The sequence below is a fragment of the Candidatus Brevundimonas colombiensis genome (genome assembly GCA_029202665.1).
Taxonomy (GTDB): domain Bacteria; phylum Pseudomonadota; class Alphaproteobacteria; order Caulobacterales; family Caulobacteraceae; genus Brevundimonas; species Brevundimonas colombiensis.
The window spans coordinates 2,720,796-2,737,820 of record CP119326.1 but is presented as its reverse complement, the minus strand read 5'-3'; the positions used below and the strand labels follow the sequence as shown (position 1 = coordinate 2,737,820).

The 17,025-nt window shown below is 69.0% G+C and carries 15 protein-coding genes and 1 riboswitch; of the genes, 4 read left to right on the top strand and 11 right to left on the bottom strand.

Annotation, left to right across the window (positions count from 1 at the left end; translation table 11 throughout):
* Nucleotides 1-37: 37 nt before the first annotated feature.
* From P0Y50_13355 to P0Y50_13345, 3 genes are all read right to left on the bottom strand, one after another.
* Entirely contained in the window at nucleotides 38-646 is a 609-nt protein-coding gene (locus P0Y50_13355) for a hypothetical protein (protein ID WEK39511.1), read from the bottom strand.
* An 84-nt stretch (nucleotides 647-730) separates the two neighbouring features.
* Nucleotides 731-3,298: a tipN gene (locus P0Y50_13350; GenBank protein WEK39510.1), complete on the bottom strand. Its 2,568-nt coding sequence runs from the start codon at nucleotides 3,296-3,298 to the stop codon at nucleotides 731-733.
* Nucleotides 3,299-3,423: 125 nt separating this feature from the next.
* Nucleotides 3,424-3,603: a hypothetical protein gene (locus tag P0Y50_13345; GenBank protein WEK39509.1), complete on the bottom strand. Its 180-nt coding sequence runs from the start codon at nucleotides 3,601-3,603 to the stop codon at nucleotides 3,424-3,426.
* A gap of 172 nt (nucleotides 3,604-3,775) precedes the next feature.
* On the opposite strand from P0Y50_13345, the gene P0Y50_13340 reads away from it, so the two are divergent.
* A complete protein-coding gene (locus P0Y50_13340; GenBank protein ID WEK39508.1) occupies nucleotides 3,776-5,254 on the top strand; it encodes a phospholipase D-like domain-containing protein in 1,479 nt (492 codons plus the stop codon).
* Here P0Y50_13340 and P0Y50_13335 read toward each other — a convergent pair.
* The 5 genes from P0Y50_13335 to folD form a co-directional block, all read right to left on the bottom strand.
* On the bottom strand, nucleotides 5,239-5,976 hold the full coding sequence (locus tag P0Y50_13335; GenBank protein WEK39507.1) for an endonuclease/exonuclease/phosphatase family protein: 738 nt from the start codon (nucleotides 5,974-5,976) through the stop codon (nucleotides 5,239-5,241). The genes P0Y50_13340 and P0Y50_13335 overlap by 16 nt on opposite strands.
* 74 nt (nucleotides 5,977-6,050) lie before the next feature.
* On the bottom strand, nucleotides 6,051-6,728 hold the full coding sequence (locus tag P0Y50_13330) for a TPM domain-containing protein (GenBank protein ID WEK39506.1): 678 nt from the start codon (nucleotides 6,726-6,728) through the stop codon (nucleotides 6,051-6,053).
* The gene (locus P0Y50_13325) at nucleotides 6,728-7,453 is read right to left on the bottom strand and encodes a YgcG family protein (protein ID WEK41580.1); all 726 of its coding nucleotides are present in this window, start codon (nucleotides 7,451-7,453) and stop codon (nucleotides 6,728-6,730) included. Before P0Y50_13325 ends, P0Y50_13330 begins: the two co-directional genes overlap by 1 nt.
* A gap of 89 nt (nucleotides 7,454-7,542) precedes the next feature.
* A complete protein-coding gene (locus P0Y50_13320) occupies nucleotides 7,543-8,223 on the bottom strand; it encodes a LemA family protein (GenBank protein WEK39505.1) in 681 nt (226 codons plus the stop codon).
* Between the two features lie 61 nt (nucleotides 8,224-8,284).
* Nucleotides 8,285-9,205, bottom strand: coding sequence for a bifunctional methylenetetrahydrofolate dehydrogenase/methenyltetrahydrofolate cyclohydrolase FolD (folD, locus tag P0Y50_13315; GenBank protein ID WEK39504.1), 921 nt, complete (start codon nucleotides 9,203-9,205; stop codon nucleotides 8,285-8,287).
* Nucleotides 9,206-9,299: 94 nt separating this feature from the next.
* On the opposite strand from folD, the gene P0Y50_13310 reads away from it, so the two are divergent.
* The 3 genes from P0Y50_13310 (at nucleotide 9,300) to P0Y50_13300 (ending at nucleotide 13,007) form a co-directional block, all read left to right on the top strand.
* A complete protein-coding gene (locus P0Y50_13310; protein ID WEK39503.1) occupies nucleotides 9,300-11,183 on the top strand; it encodes a PPC domain-containing protein in 1,884 nt (627 codons plus the stop codon).
* A 6-nt stretch (nucleotides 11,184-11,189) separates the two neighbouring features.
* Nucleotides 11,190-12,221 (top strand): type 2 isopentenyl-diphosphate Delta-isomerase, encoded by a 1,032-nt coding sequence (gene fni / locus P0Y50_13305; GenBank protein WEK39502.1) that lies wholly within the window; start codon nucleotides 11,190-11,192, stop codon nucleotides 12,219-12,221.
* A gap of 43 nt (nucleotides 12,222-12,264) precedes the next feature.
* Nucleotides 12,265-12,408, top strand: a riboswitch (yybP-ykoY riboswitch).
* Between the two features lie 26 nt (nucleotides 12,409-12,434).
* A complete protein-coding gene (locus tag P0Y50_13300) occupies nucleotides 12,435-13,007 on the top strand; it encodes a manganese efflux pump MntP family protein (protein ID WEK39501.1) in 573 nt (190 codons plus the stop codon).
* 2 nt (nucleotides 13,008-13,009) lie between these two features.
* Here P0Y50_13300 and hutH read toward each other — a convergent pair whose 3' ends face one another.
* Genes hutH through hutG form a run of 3 tightly spaced genes read right to left on the bottom strand, consistent with a single transcriptional unit; the run spans nucleotide 13,010 to nucleotide 17,021 of the window.
* On the bottom strand, nucleotides 13,010-14,539 hold the full coding sequence (gene hutH / locus P0Y50_13295; protein ID WEK39500.1) for a histidine ammonia-lyase: 1,530 nt from the start codon (nucleotides 14,537-14,539) through the stop codon (nucleotides 13,010-13,012).
* 2 nt (nucleotides 14,540-14,541) lie between these two features.
* Nucleotides 14,542-16,206: a urocanate hydratase gene (locus P0Y50_13290; GenBank protein WEK39499.1), complete on the bottom strand. Its 1,665-nt coding sequence runs from the start codon at nucleotides 16,204-16,206 to the stop codon at nucleotides 14,542-14,544.
* Complete coding sequence (gene hutG / locus P0Y50_13285) at nucleotides 16,203-17,021, bottom strand: N-formylglutamate deformylase (GenBank protein WEK39498.1); 819 nt, start codon at nucleotides 17,019-17,021, stop codon at nucleotides 16,203-16,205. The genes P0Y50_13290 and hutG overlap by 4 nt, the downstream gene beginning before the upstream one ends.
* Between the last annotated feature and the right edge of the window lie 4 nt (nucleotides 17,022-17,025).

Genomic DNA, 17,025 nt, shown 5'->3' with positions numbered 1-17,025 from the left:
AACCTAGACCGTAGATCGTCCGATGTCTTTCGCCGGTTCAATTGACGCGGGGCAGGGGCGTCAGGTGGCTGGCCATGGCCGAGGCGGCGGCCTTGACGCCCTTGCGCACGACGGCTTCGTTCGCCGGGGCAGGCGCGCGCAGCAGCCCGATGGCCGGCGTCAAGGGCCCGTCCGGCAGATCGGCCAGAACCCGGTAGAGCAGATACGAACCCGCATCCTCTTCCGCCTCGGAAGAGGCGTCTGCCTGCAGACCGGCGGCGGTCAGGGCGCGCAGGATGTCGGCGACAGGCGCGGTGGCGCGGGCGACGCCGGGGCCCGTGCTGGACAGGCGATGCTTGTGATCCAGGGTGCGGTTTTCGGCGCGCATCTGGACCCGGAAACCCTGGGCCTTGTGCGTCCGGCCGACCAGCAGCACAGCGCGGCACTCGCCGCTGCCCAGGCGCGCGGCCAGGGTCGAGGCCAGGGCGTCGGGGTCGTCGCCGGCGATGGACACGGCGCGTGCGCCGACGGGGCTCCAGATTTCGCCGGACAAGTCCTCGACCAGATCCCATCCTGCATTCTGGCCCTCATAGGCGCAGATGATGATGCCTGGCCGTCGGTCGCCGTTTCCGGCGTCGCCGCTCGCTGGGCTGTCGATTTCGCTCATCGTGCCGGCCATCGTCCCGCCCATGACAGTTCGGTGACCCGCAAGTGGAGGCAAGTTTGTCTCACCGTCAAGTGCGTGCGCTCCCTAGCCCAGATCGCCGACAGCGGCGTCCAGCAGCATGAAGGCGCGTCCGGCGTCCGAGGCCAGCGCGGTCTGCACCGCCGCCGTGTCGCCCGTGCGGGCCGATGCGGCCAGGCCGCCGGCGAAATGGCGCACGTAACGTTCGGCGTCGGCGCGCAACTCCGCGTCGCTGAGCACCCGGCGCGAGACGCTGCGAACCGCGGCCGGCGCCACCCGGCGCACGATCTGGCGGCCGCCGTCGGGGTCGCCCTTGCCGATGGCGCGCGCGGCCTCCTCGACCCGCGACCGGGGCAGGAGGGCGTTGGGGTCGACGCCCATGCGGCGAATGGCGGCGATCACGCGTTCGGACAGAGCGTCCGCCTCAGCGGGCGTGGGACCGGCGGCCGGAGCCGGCGTGTCCAGGTCCAGCGGCGGCTCATCGCCTTCATCCTGCGAGACCAGGTCGCTCCAGTCCAGGCGGTCGTCGGCGACGGCGCGCGGGGTCTCGGTCGGCTCAAGCCGCAAGCGGCTGCGCAGGCCGAATTTGCGCTCTTCGGCCGGCGGCGGGACCGGCGATCGCGGGGCGCGCTGTTCGGCGCGTTCGGCCTCGGGCGATGGTTCGCGACGACGGGCGGGCGAGGCGTCGCCGGACACCACCCCCATCAGTCGAACGGCCTCGGTCAGCATGTCGTAGTTGCGGCGCACCCGCTCCTGGAAGCCCAGGTCCAGCGCCTCGGTGTCCTCGGCGGCCTTGCGCGAGGCGGCGGACAGAGACGCCAGACCGTCCTCGACCGTGGCGCGCACGGCGTCGGCGCGGACGCGTGCCTCCTGCGGCAGGCGGGCGGCGCGCTCGTCGATGTCGGCGACGGCGGTGTCGATCTCGGACAGGGCTTCGTTCAGGCGCCCGACCAGGGTCTCCAGCCGGTTGACCATCCGCTCGCCGGCCTCCTCGACGATGCCGGAGGTTTCGCCCACGATGCGGCGCGCATCCGCGATGCGGGCGTCGGCGGCGTTGTCGGCCTTCTGCGCGGCGTCGAACAGGGTTTCGCCCAGGCGGTCGGCGCGCAGCCGGGCCTGTTCGGCGGCGTCAGCGGCGGCGGCGCGGGAATCCTCGGCCGTGGCGCGCATCTGCTCCAGGGCGCGGCGGGTTTCCTCCATCAGGGCGTCGCGGGCCTCGGCGGCCAGGGCTTCGAAACGGTCCAGGGCGACCTTGGTGGCTGAATCGAAGCCGTCGGCCTCGCGCTGCGACATGTCCACCAGGGCGCGGAACTGGTCCGCGGCGGCTTCGACCAGGTCGCGCATGGCGTCGACCGAGGTCTGGGTGGTGCGGTCCAGATCGCCGGCGGCGCTGCGGGTCGCCGACAGATGTTCGACCAGCTGGGCGCGCTGGCTCTCGACCTGGGCGGAGAAATCCTCCTGATCGGTGCGCAGCGCATAGGCGGCGGTGACCAGCGAGGCGCGTTGCTGGCCCAGCCCCTCTTCGACCGACTGAATCTGTTCGGCCACGCCCGATCCGGCGTTCTCCAGCCGGATCGTCTGGCGGGCCAGGTCTTCGGCGGCGACGCGGGCGGCGTCCTGGGCCTCTCCGGCGGCGGCGGCCAGATCGGCGGCGCGGGCGGCCAACGCGGCCTCGGCCTCGCGCAACTGGGCCTGGGCCAAGTCGGAGGCGTCGGCGACCATGCGCGACTGGCGCTCGACCGCGTCGATGACGCCGGTGGCCTGGGTGTCCAGATGCAGGCCCAGGGTCTGCATCTGATCGCGTTCACGGCCCAGGTTCTCGGCCAGGCGACGGGCGGTGCGGCCCGCGTTGTCTGCCGCCTCGTTCAGGCGCGCCGTCTCTTCGGCCAGGGCTTCGCGCAGCAGGGCCATGTCGTTGCGCGCCCGCTCGGCCGCCAGGGCGGCGTGGTCGATGTCGGATCGCAGGGATTGAAGGACATGACCGGTCTGCTGGGCGGCCAGCGCCGTCGGGGCGACCAGCGCCTCGGCCAGTTGACGCGCGCGACGGGTCTCGGCGGCCAGACCAGCCCCCTGCCGCACGGCATGGGCCAGCATGATGGCCAGGCCCGCCGGGGCCAGGGCGATCAGGGCGTAGATGGCGATCCGCAACGGATCCAGTTCCGCCCCGCCCGCACCGAACTCATAGGCGGCCCAGGAGGCCACGCCGCCGATCCAAAGGGCGGAAGCGATGCCCGCGATCAGATAGGCGTGGCGGCCCGACGGATCATTCGCCCGCTTGGCGACGACCGGCTTGACGGCGGGCGGCGACGACAGTTCGAACGGAGCGGGGGGCTTGCCGGCCGCGACGGCCAGATCGACTTCCACTGTCGATCGCGGTTCGGGTTCTGCGCTGGGCGCCAACGAGGCGGCGGCGCGCTCTTCGGCCTGGCGCTGTTCTTCCAGCAGGCGGCGACGGCGACGTTCGGACATCGGTCGTTCGAATGTGGGCTGCACGATTTCCAGATCGGCGTCGGTCAGGGGTTCCGGTTCGATCACGGTCTCCGAGACCGGCGTCTCTTCGACGGACGGCGCATCGATAGGGACGACGATGTCCTCGTCGGTCAGCTTCAGCGGCGGCCGTTTGGGAGACTTCATCAGCTCAAAAACTCGATCTCTACGCTGGCGTCCGACAGCGCCGCCAAGACCCTAGAACAGGAATGAGGCGGACGGAACCTGCTGGCGCGCCTAAGCTGTCGATCGACGCCTGAGCAAAGGCCGCGTCAGCAGTCGCGCTTGCCGTCCACCACGGCTGCAGAGGCGGCGGCGTCCTGACACTCCACGACGCGGCGCACTTCGCGGTCGGAATGGTTGGCGTTGTGGGTGTTTACGCCGAACTGCGACAGGACGGCTGCGGCCAGCAGAGCGATGAAGCCGGCGATCAGCTCGATCAGTCCCTGCATTTCACCCTCCCTCGCGGCCCGAACAGCCCAGCGCCTTATGCCTCAGATCGGCGAACGTCACAATCCCGCCTCATGGCCGGGCGCGTTCAAAGATTGACCCCGCGCCAAGCGCGTGAAACGGAGGATCAGGGCGCTCCGACACCGTGTCACGCGAATCAGGCAGAGGGGTTGCATGGGGCAAGGCGGCGACAGTTACGACGGCAGTTTGCTGGAGCCGGGGCCGGGTCTGTGGACCTCGGCGGTCGCCCATCGGTTTTCCGTGCTGATGGAGAACGAAGCCTATTTCGACGCGCTTTCCTCGGCCATTCAGAAGGCGGAACGGTCCATCGTCCTGCTGGGCTGGCAGTTCGATCCGCGCACCCATCTGGACCCCGAAACGCGGCCGGGCGACAAGAGTGCAGAGATCGGCCGGCAGCTGAGGATGCTGGTCAAGAAGAAGCCGGACCTGGACGTGCGGCTGCTGATCTGGAAGTCGCCGCTGTTGATCGCGGCGTCGCAGGGGTTTTATCCCCACCGCGCCCAGCGCTGGTTTCGCAAGCGGATGGTGGAGTTTCGGCTGGATTCGCCCGGTCCCATCGGCGCCTGCCACCATCAGAAGGTGGTGGTGATCGACGACAAGCTGGCCTTCTGCGGCGGGGGCGATGTCTCGACCGACCGCTGGGATTCCGACGAGCATCTGGATGGCGATCCGCGCCGCGCCCTGCCCAGCGGCGTGATCTGCAAGGCGCGTCATGAGGTGATGTCGGTGATGGACGGCCCGGCGGCGCGCGCCCTGGGCGATCTGGCGCGCGAACGCTGGTTCAAGGCGACCTGGGAACGCACCATCCCCGACGAGGTCGAAGCTGATCCCTGGCCTGACGGCGTCCCGGTTCAGATGACCGAAGTGCCGGTCGGCATCGCCCGGACCGAACCCAAATGGGGCGGGCGACACGAGGTGCGCGAGAGCGAGGCCCTGCACCTGGAATCGATCAGGCGCGCCAGACGCCTGATTTATATGGAAAATCAGTATTTCACCTCGCCCGTGATCGCGGCGGCGCTGGCCCAGCGTCTGGCCGAACCGGACGGGCCGCAGATCATCGTGGTCTCCACCGCCAAGAGCCCCAGTTGGTTCGACAGCCTGACGATGGACACCGCCCGCGCCGAGGTGCTGTACCGGCTGGAGCAGGCGGACAAATACAATCGGTTCTTCGCCTTCGCGCCCCTGACCGAAGACGGCGACCGGATCATCGTCCACGCCAAGATGTCGATCATCGATGATCGGCTGCTGCGGATCGGCTCGACCAATCTGAACAATCGGTCAATGGGGCTGGACACCGAATGCGACATCGCCGCCGAGCCGACCGATGCGGCGGGCCGGGCGGTCATCACCGCTCATCGCCACCGCACCATCGCCCATTGGCTAGGCGTGGCGACCGAGGACTATGCGGCGGTGGAGGGGGTGTTCGGCTCGGTCGGTCAGGCGATCTGCAGCTTCGAGACGGATCGGCTGAAGCCGTTGGGATCGGATCCGCCGACGCGCATCCAGCGGATGTTCGCCGAATGGCAGCTGGGCGACCCCACATCCTCGACGGACGCCTGGCGGCCGTGGAAACGGCTGAACCGCTCGCATCGAACGCGACCGGCGTCGGAGGGCGGTCAGTCGCCCGGCTGAACCACGTCGAAATCCACGATCAACGGCAGATGGTCCGACGCGACCCGCGCCAGAGGGGAATAGGCCGAGCGCACCGCGCGTATGCGAATGTGCGGGCTGACGAAACAGTGGTCGATGCGGATAGCGGGAAAGGCCGAGGGGAAGGTCTTCACGCTGGGCTTTAAGCCCAACTGACGCTGGCAGTCCTCAAGACTGCGGCACAGGGTCTGATAGGGGCGGGTGATCGAGGTGGCGTTGAAGTCGCCCGCCAGAAGGGTCGGCCCGGTGCAGCCCCCCAGCCAGCCCGATCCGGTCAGGGCGGCGGCCTGCAGCCGCTGCTCGCGCGGCACCAGACCCAGGTGGGTGTTTAAGACGTTAAGGGCCACGCCGTCGATCTCGATCTCGGACCAGATGGCGCCGCGCGGCTCCAGCCCCGGGATGCCGGCGACGGTCGGCAGGCTGTCGGCGCGGATCAGCCGTTCGGGGTGCGCCGTCAGAATGGCGTCGCCATACTGTTCGGCCTCGATCCGCATCGCCGGGTGAAAGCGCGAGGTCATGACCAGACCATCGGCGATGGCGCGGGCCTGATCCACGCCGTTGGTGCGCGAACGGCCGACGTCCAGTTCCTGCAGGCAGACGATGTCCGGCTCGTATTCGCCGATGACGGCGACGATGCGGTCCACGTCCAGCCGGCGGTCGGTCCCGACGCAGCGGTGGACATTATAGGTGAGAAGGCGGGGCATGGCGTTGGGATGTCGTGTGGCTTCGACCCTGGGCTAGGCCTTCTGGTCCTCGATTGCGACCCCGATACGACGATTCACAGCAGGATCAGATGATCCGGCAGCTCATTGGGGTTGTCCGCGCGGGGCGGGAAATGCCGCGCCAGCACCTGGCCGCACAGGCCGATGGCGGCGGAAAAGCCTTCCACGGGCTTGTCGGCCCGCAACTCGCGGGTCAGGGCGTCGACGGCCTGGGCCCAGGCGCTTTCCTCCACCTTGGCGTGAATGGCTTCGTCGGCGATCAACTCGACCTGGTGTTCGTCCAGGGCGGCGAAAATCAAGACGCCGGTGCGTTCGCGCGTCACATGGACGCCGTGGGCCAGGAACTGCTGCAAGGCCGCCTCTCGCACCCGCCCGCGCCGCACGCCGGCGGGGGTCGCCAGGCGACGCAACATCGGAATCCGCGTCAACAGAAAGACGCCGACGAACACCACCGCCTGCGACAGGGCGTAGAGCGCCAGGGCCTGTCCCGTGCTCGCCGCCTCGGCCGCCTGATGCGCCGCCTCCCATCCATCACTGGGCCAGCGCAGGTCCAGAACAAGGGGGACGAAGACGATCGGCGCGATCAGCGCGGCGCCCGCCGCCCAGGCCAGGCTGACATCCAGATAGGACGAGACGCGCCGCGACACGACGCAGAAAATCTCCCCCGAGGTCTGCATTTCGGCGCTGGCGATGGCCTCGGCGATACGGGTGCGGTCGCTGTCCGTGATCTTCATCACCATCCTCCTGACGCCCCGCCGCCGCCGAAACCGCCGCCGCCGCCGCCAAATCCTCCGCCGCCGCCTCCGCCGCCCCAATCGCCGCCGCCCCGGCTCGAGTTGCGCAGCGCTTCGGACGCGGCCCACAGCAGGACCGAACCGACGTCGCTGCGCCGCCCGCGACCCGACCGCGCGGCGGCCAGGAACATGAACAAGAAGATGAGCGCCACGATCACCAAGGGCGCGATGGAGCCGCCCTTTTGCGTCGCCTGTTCCTCAGCGACGGCCTTGGCGCGGGCCTGGGCTTCGGCCGGGTCCAGCGACAGCTGGGCGATCAGGGCGTCCACGCCCTTGACCACGCCTGTCTTGTAATCGCCGTCGCGGAAGGACGGCAGGATGTCGTCGCGTATGACCTGGGATGAAAAGGCGTCCGTCAGGATCGGCTCCAGCCCATAGCCGACCTCGACCCGAACCTTGCGCTCATTGGGTGCGACGATCAGCAGGGCGCCGTTGTCGTTCTCCTTCTGGCCGATGCCCCAGGCGCGACCCAGCTGATAGCCGTAGTCCTCGATTTCCTGGCCCTGAAGGCTGCTGACGGTGACGACGACCAGCTGGTCGCTGGTCGCGGCCTCAAGCGCCGCCAGCTTGTCGGTCAGCGCCTGTTCGGTCTCGGGATCGAGCAGGCCGGCCTGATCGACCACGCGGCCGGTCAGGGGCGGAAACGCGATCTTTGACTGCGCCATCGCCGGAAGGGCGAACAGCAGGACGACGGCCAGAGCGGCCAGCCAGGCGGCGACGCCGGTCGGACGCCGCCCCGGCGCGAGAAGGCGTGTCACTGGGCCGGCGGGGTGGAACCAGGCGCGACGGCGGCGGCGCCGCCGCCGGGGGCGGAGGCGTTGGACGGCGGGGCGTTCAGGTTGAAGTTCACCTGCGGCGCCGACTGGGCGGCGGCGGTCGCTGTGAACAGCTGCATGGGCTTGGAGCCGCCATGCAGCGTCTTGGCCCAGATCACCTGCGGGAAGGTGCGCAGGGTGGTGTTGTAATCGCGCACGGCCTCGTTGTAGTCGCGGCGCGCGATCTGGATGCGGTTCTCGGTGCCTTCCAGCTGCGACTGCAGCGTCAGGAAGTTCTGGTTGGCCTGAAGCTGGGGATAGGCCTCAACCGTGACCAGCAGGCGCGACAGGGCGCCGGACAGCTGGCCCTGCGCCTCCTGATACTGCTGGAAGGCCTGGGGGTTGTTCAGATCGCTGGCCGAGACGTTGACCGAGGTGGCGCGGGCGCGGGCGTTGATCACGTCCGTCAGGGTGGTGCGCTCCTGGATCGCCGCCCCCTGGACGGTGGCGACCAGATTGGGAACCAGATCGGCGCGGCGCTGATACTGGCTCTGAACATCGGCCCAGGCGGCCTCGGCGCGCTCCTGCTTGGTCGGGATGGTGTTGTAGCCGCAGCCGGCGGCCGCCGGCGTGATCATAAGGACGGCGGTGACGGCGAGCGCGCGAGCGTTGAGGACCATGACATCTCCCGATTGGCGACGATCGCCGTTAGGTCGATTATCGGCCCGCCGCCGCGATGCATCAAGCGTGCAGTGGCTCCGGTTCGATATTGTTGATGCGACAGGCGGCCGAATAGGTGTTGGCCAGCAGACAGGCGATGGTCATGGGGCCGACGCCGCCCGGAACCGGGGTGAGACGGCCGGCGACCTCCACAGCCGTCCTGGCCACGTCGCCGACCACACGGGTCTTGCCCTCGGCCGCCTTGACCGGATCGGCGGACGGCACGCGGTTGATGCCGACATCGATGACCGTGGCGCCGGGCTTGATCCAGTCGTTCCGGATCATCTCGGGCCGTCCAACCGCCGCCACCAGGATGTCGGCTTCCCGGCAGACGGCGGGCAGGTCGCGGGTTCGCGAATGGGCGATGGTGACGGTGCAGCTTTCGCCCAGCAGCAGTTGGGCCATCGGCTTGCCCACGATGTTGGACCGGCCCACCACCACGGCGTTCAGGCCCGACAGATCGCCCAACTGATCCTTCAGCAGCATCAGACAGCCCAGCGGCGTGCACGGCACCAGGCCCGGCAGGCCTACGGCCAGACGCCCGGCGTTGACGACGTGAAACCCGTCCACGTCCTTGTCCGGGTCGATGGCGTCCAGCACCACGGTCGCGTCGATGTGGGCGGGCAGGGGCAGTTGCACCAGAATGCCGTGGATGCCCGCATCGGCGTTCAACTGGCCGATCAGGGCCAGAAGCTCGGCCTGGCTGGTCGTCTCGGCCAGACGATGGGTGTCGGATCGCATACCGGCGCGCAGGGTCGTCTCGCCCTTGTTGCGGACATAGATCTGGCTGGCGGGGTCCTCGCCGACGATGACGACCGCCAGACCCGGTTTGACGCCGTGATCCGCCTCAAGGCGTTCGACGGCGGCGGCGACGCGCTGCACCAGCGTTGCGGAAAAGGCCTTGCCGTCGATCAGGGTCGCGGACTGGGGTTCGACCGACATGGCGGCTCCGTCTGGCGGGAAATTTCAGAATCGCGGCGATTTACAGCCGCGGCGGTTCGTCGTCTATGATCCCGGTCCAACGCTGGAGAAATTCATGAGCCGTCCCTGCCTCGCCGCCGCCGTCAGCCTGATCGCCCTGATCGGAGCCGCAGGTCACGCCCTGGCTCAGGAAGCCCAACCCCTGCGGATCGGCGCCAGCGTCAACGGCGCCCTGACGGACGGCGACGCCAAGGCGGCGGACGACGAATACCGTTACGACGACTATCGCTTTCAGGCCCGGGCGGGCCAGCGGCTGGAGGCCGTGCTGCGTTCCGACGCCTTCGACGCCTATTTGGCGATCTATGCGGACGGCGCTGCGGGCGAGGCTTTGGCCGAGGACGATGACGGGCTGGGCGACGGTACGAACGCCCGGTTGCGTTTCACGCCCGAGCGGGACGGCGTCTATGTGCTGAGGGCGCGCACGTACAGCGGACTGGACGGCGGCGACTATCGCCTGACGCTGCAGGAGCGCCCGCCCGCGCCGCGCGCGCCGCGCGCGACCGGCATCCGCGTCGGCTCGACCACCGGCGGCGAACTGACGGCCAGCGATCCAGAACAGGAGGATGGCGGCCGATACGACGCCTATGTCTTCCGCGCCGGTGCGGGCGACCGTTTCGTGATCACCCTGGATTCCAGCGACATCGACCCGGTGGTGCGGGTCGGGCGGATGAACGGGCCGGACTTTACCGAAATCGCCAACAACGACGACGCACCGGGCGGCGGTCTGAACTCACGCCTGACGTTCACGGCCCCTTCAGCGGGCGAATACGTCATCCGCGCCACCGGCGTGGACGAGCGCCTGGGCCGTTATGAACTGGGCCTCGCCGAGGCCCCGCCTGCTCCGCCGTCCAAACCCATAGCGGTCGGCGACGAGATCAAGGGTAAGCTGGGCGCCGACAGCGCCACCAACGATGACGGTCAGCGCGCCGACACCTACCGCTTCACCGGAACCGCCGGCCAGCGGATCGCCATCGAGATGAAGTCCAGCGAGTTCGACACCTATCTGACGCTTCGCCGCGCCTCGGACGGGACGATGGTGGCCGAAGATGACGACGGCGCGGGATCGGGCACCGATTCGCGCATCGGCCGCACGCTTGACGCCGACGGCGACTACGTCATCGAAGCCCGTGGTTTCAGCGCCGAGGCCGACGGCGACTATACGTTGAAGCTGACCGAGACCGCCCCGCCGCCGCCGCCCACGCCCGCCGTGTTTGGTCAGACCGCCGAGGGCGAGATCACCGATACGGACCCGCAAGGCGAAAACGGCAAACACTATCACGCCTATGCCTTCAGCGGGACCAAGGGGCAGCGGGTGCAGGCGATCCTGCGGTCCGGCGACTTCGACGCCTATCTGGAGATCGGCAAGGCGGGCGAGGACTTCGAGGTTCTGGCCAGCGACGACGACGGCCTGAGCGAAGGCACGGATTCGCGTCTGACCTTCACCCTGCCCGACAGCGGAGACTACATCGTGCGCGCCATGCCGCTCAGCGGCGACGGCAAGGGCCTCTATTCCTTCGAACTGTCGGATCGCGGGCCGGAGCCCAAGCCCGGCAGCCTGCTGGTCGGCTCGACCGTTCGCGGCGTGCTGAAAGAAGCCTCGGCCCTGACGGACGAGGGCGCCTATTTCGACGCCTATCGTTTCCAGGCCAAAAAGGACGAGAAACTTCGGCTGACCATGGTGTCGAACGCCTTCGATTCCTTCATCGACCTGGGCCGCCAGGACGATGACGGCGATTTCTCAAGCCTGGCGACGGATGACGACGGCCTGTCGGACGCCCACGCCAAGCTGGATTGGACCGCGCCGGACGACGGCTGGTATGTGGTTCGCGCCCGCGCCTATGGCCCGAACCAGACGGGCGCCTACGCCCTGACGGTCGAACGCCAGCCCGCCGCCAGCGCGCGGGGCGGCGAGGGACGGAGCCAGACGCCGTCCGAGTAGATCTGCATGAACGACACGGCCCCGCCCGACCGCAAGGACCAGCATCTGGACGTCGTTCTGGCGGGGCGGGGCCGTCACGCGCGCGACGCCGGTTTCGACCGCGTGCATTTCGTTCATGAGGCCCTGCCGGATCTCGACCACGACAAGATCGACCTGGGGGCCGACTTCCTGGGCAGGCGGCTGAAAGCCCCTTTGCTGATCAGCGCCATGACCGGCGGCCCGAGCCGAGCCGAGGCGATCAACGCCCGTCTGGCCGAGGCGGCCCAGCATCTGGGCGTCGCCCTGGCGGTGGGGTCTCAACGGGCCGCGATCGAGGGCGGGGCCAGCGGGGGTCTGGATCGGACCCTGCGGCGTCGCGCGCCCGATACCGTGATCCTGTCCAATATCGGCGCGGCCCAACTGACGCGCGGCTTCGGATTGGACGAGGCGCGGCGCGCGATGGACATGATCGACGCCGACGCCCTGGTCGTTCACCTGAACCCGTTGCAGGAGGCCTGTCAGCCAGAGGGGGATCGTGACTGGTGGGGCGTGGGCGCGGCGCTGGAGGCGCTGATCCTGAAACTGGAGGCGCCCGTGGTGGTCAAGGAGACCGGCGCGGGCCTATCCGGCCGCACCGCCCGGCGCTTGATCGACATGGGCGCGGCGGCGGTTGATGTTGCGGGCGCGGGCGGCACCAACTGGGCGCTGATCGAAGGCGAACGGGCGTCGAACCCGTTCGACAAGGCTCACGCCGCCGCCTTCGCAGACTGGGGCGCGCCGACCGCCCAGGCCCTCGTGGATGTGCGGCGCGCGTGCCCGGAGGCCGTCATCATCGGTTCCGGCGGCGTCCGCGACGGGGTGGATGCGGCCAAGGCGATTCGCCTGGGCGCCGATGTCGTGGGCCAGGCGGCGGGCGCTCTGGCGGCCGCCGCGACCTCTACCGAGGCGGTGGTCGCACATTTTCAGCAGGTGATGCGCCAACTGCGAACCGTCTGTTTCTGCACGGGCTCCGCCAATCTGGCGGCGTTGCGTCGCGCGCCTCTGCGACCCTTCGACTGATCGCAGGCGTTGCCAAGCGCGCGTCAGCTCGTGTAGAGCGCCTTCTCCTGTTGGGGAGTAGCTTCCGGCGTCGCATCGTCGGGATCGCGTCAACACACTCGCGCTTCGGCGCGTGGCGCGATCAGCGGACCACCGCCTAGCGAGACCAGCGCGTTCCACCGCCGCACCGGCAGGCGAGGGGACCGCTGTCGCTTGTCCGGTGGAATGATTCGCATGACCCCAGGAGCCATCGCCGTCCTGTCCCTCAGCATGTCCACGGACGCCTTCGCGGCCGCCGTGGGGCGGGGGGCGTCTCACCGACCGACCGTGCCGGCCGCCGTCAAGGCCGGACTGGTGTTCGGCGTCATCGAAGCCATCACGCCGTTGATCGGCTGGGGGCTGGGCCTCATCGCCGCCGGACTGGTCGAGAAGATCGATCACTGGATCGCCTTCACCCTGCTGCTGATCGTGGGCGGCAAGATGATCTGGGAGGGCGCCAAGCCGCGAGACGCCGACGAAGACGCCGCGCCCCGCCGCTCAGGCCCGTGGGCCTTGATCGCAACCGCCATCGGCACCAGCATCGACGCGGCGGCTGTCGGCGTGGGCCTGGCCTTCATCGGCGCCAACATCTGGGTGATCGCCGCCTCGATCGGCTTCACCACCTTCGTCCTGACCACCCTCGGCATGCTGATCGGCCGGGCCGTGGGCCTCAAGTTCGGCAAGGCGGCCGAGATCGTGGGCGGCGTGGCCCTGATCGGACTGGGCACGATGATCCTCCTGGAACACCTGGGCGTGCTGGGCGGCTGATTTCAGGCGGACGGCAGCAGCGCTTTCGCAAAGGCCCGATAACGCCCCGCCCGGACGCCATCGGTGGCGCGGGCGATGTCGGGTGCGAAATAGTGGTCGCTGGCGTAGGGGGCGGCGGCCTCTCGCACGATGGCGAAGACCTGCTCCAGCACAGGCGAACTGGTCAGGGGACGATGGAACTCGATCCCCTGCGCCGCCGCCAGAAGTTCGATGCCGACGACCGTCGCCGCATTTTCCGCCATGTCCAGCAGGCGGCGTGCGCCGTGGGTGGCCATGGAGACGTGATCCTCCTGATTGGCGCTGGTCGGGACCGTGTCCACGCTGCACGGATGGGCGACCATCCGGTTCTCGGCGATCAGGGCGGCGGCCGTGACCTGGGCGATCATGAAGCCGGAGTTCAGACCGCTCTCCTTGACCAGAAACGCTGGCAGTTCGCTCATCTTCGGATCGACCAGGATGGCGGTGCGTCGCTCGGAGATATTGCCGATCTCGCACAGGGCCATGGCGATCTGATCCGCAGCGAAAGCAACGGGTTCGGCATGGAAGTTGCCGCCGGATATGACGTCGCCGTCGTCGATGAAGACCAGGGGATTGTCGGTCACGGCGTTGGCCTCGCGCTCCAGCGTCGCGGCGGCGGTCTTCAGCACGTCCAGAACCGCACCCATGACCTGGGGCTGGCAGCGAAGCGAATAGGGATCCTGCACCTTGGCGCAGTCGTCGCGGTGGCTGTCGCGAATGGCGGAACCGTCGATCAGACCGCGCAAGGCGGCGGCCACCGCGATCTGGCCGGGCTGGCCGCGCAGGGCGTGGATGCGTGCATCGAACGGGGCGTCCGATCCCTTCAGCGCATCGACCGACAGGGCGCCCGCCGCCAGGCCCGCCGCGAACACAGCCTCGGCCGCGAACAAGCCCGCCAGCGCCAGCGCCGTCGAACACTGGGTGCCGTTCAGCAGGGCCAGACCTTCCTTGGGGCCCAGCGTCAGCGGCGTCAGGCCGACATGCGCCAGCGCCGCCTCCGCCTCCAGCGTCCGGCCGTCCGCCCGCGCTTCGCCCACGCCGATCAGGACACAGGACATATGGGCCAGGGGCGCCAGGTCGCCGGAGGCCCCGACCGACCCCTTGGATGGAATACAGGGCAGGATGTCGGCGTTGATCAGCGCGACCAGGGCCTCAAGCGTCTCGCGCCGGATGCCCGAGGCGCCGCGCGACAGGGAGGCGATCTTCAGCACCATCAACAGCCGCGTCACCCCGTCGGGCAGCAGCGGACCGACCCCGCAGGCATGGCTCAGCACCAGATTCTTCTGAAGGGTCTCAAGGTCTTGCGGCGCGATGCTGGTGTTGGCCAGCAGGCCGAAGCCCGTGTTCACCCCATAGACTGTGCGGCCCTCCGCCACGATGGCCGCCACGGTCGCCGCGCCCTTTTCGACGTCGGCCCAGGCGGCAGGCGTGATGATCACCGTCACGGGGCCGTCCAGCACGGCGCGAAGCTGGGCCAGGGTCAGGGGGGCGTCGCCGAGGGGCAGGGTGGTCATCGTCAGGCCTTCAGGCTGGGCAGGTTCAGTTCGTGTTCGCGGGCGGCGGCGCGGGCGATGTCGTATCCCGCATCGGCATGGCGCATGACGCCGGTGGCCGGGTCGTTCCACAGGACGCGCTCAAGCCGTCTGGCGGCTTCCGGCGTGCCGTCGGCGACGATGACGACGCCCGAATGCTGGGAGTATCCCATGCCGACCCCGCCGCCGTGATGCAGCGACACCCAGGAGGCGCCGGACGCCGTGTTCAGCAGGGCGTTCAGCAGGGGCCAGTCGCTGACCGCGTCCGACCCGTCCATCATCGCCTCCGTCTCGCGGTTCGGACTGGCGACCGAGCCGGAATCCAGATGGTCGCGGCCGATGACGATGGGGCCGGACAGTTCGCCGGACGCCACCATCTGATTGAACATCAGGCCCGCGCGGTGCCGATCCCCCAGGCCGATCCAGCAGATGCGGGCGGGCAGGCCCTGGAAGGCGATCCGCTCGCCGGCCATGTCCAACCACCGATGCAGACCGGCATTGTCGGGGAACAGCCGCTTCATCGCCGCGTCGGTCTTGCGAATGTCTTCGGGATCGCCGGTCAGGGCGGCCCAACGGAACGGCCCGACGCCCCGGCAGAACAGCGGGCGGATATAGGCGGGCACGAAGCCGGGGAAGTCGAAGGCATTCGTCACCCCTTCGTCGAAGGCGACCTGGCGGATGTTATTGCCGTAATCGACCACCGGGATGCCCGCAGCCTGGAAGTCCAGCATGGCCTGCACATGGGCGACGATGGACTTGCGCGCCGCCGCCGCGACCAAGGCCGGATCGCTGACGCGCCGATCCTCCCATTCCGCAACGGTCCAGCCGGTGGGCAGATAGCCGTTGACCAGGTCATGGGCGCTGGTCTGATCCGTCACTAGATCGGGGCGAACGCCGCGCTTCACCAGTTCAGGCAGAACATCGGCCGCATTGCCCAACAGGCCGACAGATATGGGCTTTCCGGTTTGCCCGGCCTGTTCGATCAGGGTCAGGGCCTCGTCCAGCGTCTCGGCCATGACGTCGAGGTAGCGGGTTTTCAGCCGCATCTCGATCCGGCTGCGCTGGCATTCGACAGCCAGACACGACGCCCCGGCGATGGTCGCCGCCAGCGTCTGGGCGCCGCCCATGCCGCCCAGGCCCGCCGTCAGAATCCATTTGCCCGACCAGTCGCCGCCATGGTGCTGGCGCCCGGCCTCCATGAAGGTCTCATAGGTGCCCTGCACGATGCCTTGGGTGCCGATATAGATCCACGACCCGGCCGTCATCTGGCCGTACATCATCAGCCCCTTGCGATCGAGTTCGCCGAAATGCTCCCAGGTCGCCCATTTGGGCACCAGGTTGGAGTTGGCGATCAGCACGCGCGGCGCATCGGCGTGGGTGCGGAAGACGCCCACCGGCTTGCCCGACTGGATCAGCAGGGTTTCGTCGGCCTCCAGAACGCGCAGGGTTTCGACGATACGGTCGAAGGCGGCCCAGTCGCGCGCCGCCTTGCCGATGCCGCCATAGACGACCAGATCCTGCGGCCGTTCGGCGACCTCGGGGTCCAGGTTGTTCATCAGCATCCGCAGGGCGGCCTCTGCGGCCCAGGTTTTGGCGGTCATGTCCGGCCCGCGCGGGCTGCGGACGATGCGGGTGTTGGGCGTATTCATCTCTGGCTTTCCGCAAAGGCGATGCAGGCGCCGAGGACGCGGCGCAGATGGTCCCGCATCGCCTCGGCGCTCTCGGGTCGATAGGGGCTGGGCCAATTTTCGGGCGACACCGGCCCGGCGGGGTCGGCCATATAGCCGCGGTCGGCCAACTCCATCTGGATGGCGTGTATCCCCGCGCTGGGTCGCCCATATTGGCGCGTGGTCCAACCGCCCTTGAACCGGCCGTTGACGATCAGGCTGGAGCCGCTGATCGCGCAGGCGGCCTCCACGCCTTGCGTCAGTTCAGGGGCGCAGGTCGACCCGTCGTTGTCGCCGATATTGAACTGGGGCAGTTCGCCCTCGAACAGGCGCGGCACGACCGAGCGGATCGAATGGGCGTCATAGAGAACGACCGGGCCGCGCGCGCTCAGCCGATCCAACTGGCCCTGCAGGGCGGCGTGATAGGGATCGAACCAGGTCGCGCGCCGCTCAGCGATCTCGTCGGCGTCGGGCGCCTGACCCTCGCGATACAGCGGCTCGCCGTCGAAGGTTTCGGTGGGGCAAAGGTCCGTCGTCGTCATGCCGGGATAGAGGGACGCGCCGGACGGGTCGCGGTTCACGTCGATGACGCTGCGCGAAATCGCCGTCCGCACCAGGGTCGCGCCCATGTCGGCGGCGAAGTCGTAGAGCCGGTCCACCCACCAGTCGGCGTCCTTGCGCGCTAGCCAGGGCGAGGTCATCCGCGCCTCGATCTCGGGCGGGATCTGGGTTCCGGTGTGCGGCAGGCCGATCACCAGCGGCGCCGAACCCTCGTGGACGGTCAGCCAGTCCTTCATCCGC

Bases quoted from the DNA above. Each gene is read 5' to 3' on its own strand.
- P0Y50_13340 (WEK39508.1), top strand. From the start codon at position 3,776: ATGGGGCAAGGCGGCGACAGTTACGACGGCAGTTTGCTGGAGCCGGGG.
- P0Y50_13290 (WEK39499.1), bottom strand. From the start codon at position 16,206: ATGAATACGCCCAACACCCGCATCGTCCGCAGCCCGCGCGGGCCGGAC.
- P0Y50_13310 (WEK39503.1), top strand. From the start codon at position 9,300: ATGAGCCGTCCCTGCCTCGCCGCCGCCGTCAGCCTGATCGCCCTGATC.
- hutG (WEK39498.1), bottom strand. From the start codon at position 17,021: ATGAAGGACTGGCTGACCGTCCACGAGGGTTCGGCGCCGCTGGTGATC.
- P0Y50_13355 (WEK39511.1), bottom strand. From the start codon at position 646: ATGAGCGAAATCGACAGCCCAGCGAGCGGCGACGCCGGAAACGGCGAC.
- folD (WEK39504.1), bottom strand. From the start codon at position 9,205: ATGTCGGTCGAACCCCAGTCCGCGACCCTGATCGACGGCAAGGCCTTT.
- P0Y50_13320 (WEK39505.1), bottom strand. From the start codon at position 8,223: ATGGTCCTCAACGCTCGCGCGCTCGCCGTCACCGCCGTCCTTATGATC.
- P0Y50_13300 (WEK39501.1), top strand. From the start codon at position 12,435: ATGACCCCAGGAGCCATCGCCGTCCTGTCCCTCAGCATGTCCACGGAC.
- P0Y50_13345 (WEK39509.1), bottom strand. From the start codon at position 3,603: ATGCAGGGACTGATCGAGCTGATCGCCGGCTTCATCGCTCTGCTGGCC.
- P0Y50_13335 (WEK39507.1), bottom strand. From the start codon at position 5,976: ATGCCCCGCCTTCTCACCTATAATGTCCACCGCTGCGTCGGGACCGAC.
- fni (WEK39502.1), top strand. From the start codon at position 11,190: ATGAACGACACGGCCCCGCCCGACCGCAAGGACCAGCATCTGGACGTC.
- hutH (WEK39500.1), bottom strand. From the start codon at position 14,539: ATGACCACCCTGCCCCTCGGCGACGCCCCCCTGACCCTGGCCCAGCTT.
- P0Y50_13330 (WEK39506.1), bottom strand. From the start codon at position 6,728: ATGAAGATCACGGACAGCGACCGCACCCGTATCGCCGAGGCCATCGCC.
- P0Y50_13350 (WEK39510.1), bottom strand. From the start codon at position 3,298: ATGAAGTCTCCCAAACGGCCGCCGCTGAAGCTGACCGACGAGGACATC.
- P0Y50_13325 (WEK41580.1), bottom strand. From the start codon at position 7,453: ATGGCGCAGTCAAAGATCGCGTTTCCGCCCCTGACCGGCCGCGTGGTC.